The sequence below is a fragment of the Mesorhizobium sp. M1E.F.Ca.ET.041.01.1.1 genome, assembly GCF_003997355.1.
Taxonomy (GTDB): Bacteria; Pseudomonadota; Alphaproteobacteria; order Rhizobiales; family Rhizobiaceae; genus Mesorhizobium.
Map to the genome: position 1 here is coordinate 1 of NZ_RZSL01000812.1, position 2,167 is coordinate 2,167.

The window sequence follows — 2,167 nt, forward strand, 5'->3', positions numbered from 1 at the left end:
TTATAGCGACGCGCCAATTGCCCGGAGGCGATGTTGGCTTTGGTGTTTTCCGGGGTGCCGAAAGCCGGCGCGCCGGACTTCATGTCGACATTGGAGGTGAAGGCGCCGTACATCACCGGCGCGCCGGGGCGCACAAGCTGCGTCAGCACGATTCCGAACAGCGCCTCGGCATTCTGCTGCGCCAGCGCACCGGCAAGCGTCACCGGACTCATCGCCCCCATCAGCGTGAACGGCGTCACCGCCACCGACTGACCGAACTCGGCCATGGTCATCAGCCCTTCGGCCATCATCTCGTCGAAGCGGCGCGGCGAGTTGACGGAAATGATCGTCGCGATGCCCGGATCCTCGCTCATCTGCTCGAGCGTCAGTCCGCGTGAGATGGCCATCATCTCGATGCCGTCCAGCGCCCTGCCCCGGCCGATCGCCGAGACGTGGAAGCATTTGTCGGTCAGCGTCAGATTGGCGAAATAGGTGTCGAGATGGCGCGAGTTCGCCGGAAGCTCGATCGGCGCGCAGACCTGGTTGCCGAGCATGTGGATGCAGTTGAAATGCTGCGCCAGCCGGACGAGATCGCAATAGTCGGCGAGATTGCCGGCGCGGCGGCCGCGTTCCATGTCGTGCACATTGGGCGGCCCGGCGACCAGCGTGAAGTTGATGGTGTTGCCGCCGAGATGGATGGCGCGGGCCGAGTTGCGTGGGGTGAGCGTGTAGCTGGTGCGCGTCGTCTTCAGCGCCTCCTCGACCATGCCGCGATCGACGCGCACATTCATCGAGCCGCGATCGACCCTGGCGCCGGCGCGCTCGAACAGCGACAGCGCCCGCGGGCTCATCACCTCGATGCCGAAATTTTCCAGGATATGCATCGATGCCTGGTGGATGGCCTCGATCTGGTCGGCCGAAAGCACCGCCATCGGCGGGTAAGGACTGACCACGCGTCGCGGCGGTAGTTGGGGAATGGCGGCGGGCCCCCGGTTGCTGGTCCGCTCGGCGCCGCGCTTTCGTCTAGGTTCCGTCATGCAGCGCATCAGAGCGCCGACGCGAAACGGCGGCTGTCAGGAATTCGTCATGTGCCGGCGTGATTTTAGCCAAGGCGGCATTTTTCAAAATCATTGGAAAGGAATACGACGCATATAGTCGAAATATTGATATCACCAAGAACGACCTGCCTCCGGCCGGCGTTAAGGAAGCTGGCAAGACTCCTTTTATGATTTCGGCCTATTCGTCTTCCAATGCGTAGGTCGAGTTTTAGTAAAATTGTCGCTGTCTCCATGCTGCTGGCGCTTTCGGCCTGCGCGACGGCGCCCAGCCATATCAACAATGTTTGCGCCGTCTTCGACCAGAATGACGGCTGGTTCGACAACTGGCAGTCGGCCGCGGAACGCACCGAGCGGAAATACGGCGTTCCCGTCCCGGTGCTGATGGCGACAGTGCGCAAGGAATCCGGCTTCAAGAGCAACGCCCGCCCACCGCGGACCAAGCTGCTGGGCTTCATCCCTTGGAAGCATGTCTCCAGCGCTGCCGGCTACTCGCAGGCGCTCGACGGCACCTGGTCGCAATATCAGATGGAAACCGGCAATTGGGCGGCGCGCCGCTCTCGTTTCGCCGACGCGGTCGATTTCGTCGGCTGGTATCATTCCAAGACCGCCGACACATTCGGCGTCGCCCGCAACGACACCTACAATCTCTATCTGGCCTACTATCTCGGCTGGAGCGCCTACGGCCGCGGCAATCGCGGCGACGCCGGCGTGCAAAGCTACGCGCGCGCCACTGACCAGATGGCCCGCGACTACGTCACGCAGTTACGGCAGTGCGGCAGCTGACGGCGGCTTGCGGCTGACGCCGGCGCCGCGCTCTTAAAGCGCGTCGCGTCGAAACGGATTCGACCGACGCGCTTTAACCCTTTGTTTTGATGCATGTCTTTGTCCCAAAACCGGTTCCCACTTTCGGGAGACATTAGATCGCTATCGACTTAGCCCAAGATCCTGTGAAGAGATCGCGGGCCGCTTGTACCAGTCAAGACCAGCCGCGGCGTGGTCGATCGCAGCACGAACTTTTGCGGAAAGTTGGCGTGAGGCCGGATAGACAGCGAACAGCTCCCGCGGCGCAGGGCGCCAGCCGCCCAGCGGTATGTCGATCAGAGGTTCCGCAGAATTCCCCAAGGTGAGGC

General features: G+C 62.5%; 2 protein-coding genes and 1 pseudogene. 1 reads left to right on the plus strand and 2 read right to left on the minus strand.

Features of this window, described 5'->3' with window-relative positions:
• Nucleotides 1–1,016 (minus strand): trimethylamine methyltransferase family protein (locus tag EOA38_RS34490; protein ID WP_145966224.1); only part of this gene is annotated, 1,016 nt, incomplete at its 3' end.
• Nucleotides 1,017–1,229: 213 nt separating this feature from the next.
• On the opposite strand from EOA38_RS34490, the gene EOA38_RS34495 reads away from it, so the two are divergent.
• Nucleotides 1,230–1,820: a hypothetical protein gene (locus EOA38_RS34495; protein WP_126093020.1), complete on the plus strand. Its 591-nt coding sequence runs from the start codon at nt 1,230–1,232 to the stop codon at nt 1,818–1,820.
• A 141-nt stretch (nt 1,821–1,961) separates the two neighbouring features.
• Here the strand turns inward: EOA38_RS34495 and EOA38_RS39900 are convergent.
• Nucleotides 1,962–2,167, minus strand: a pseudogene (locus EOA38_RS39900) (hypothetical protein); the annotation flags it as partial.

What these genes read in the sequence shown, in the direction of transcription:
- EOA38_RS34495 (WP_126093020.1), top strand. Translation starts at nt 1,230, where the DNA reads ATGCGTAGGTCGAGTTTTAGTAAAATTGTCGCTGTCTCCATGCTGCTG.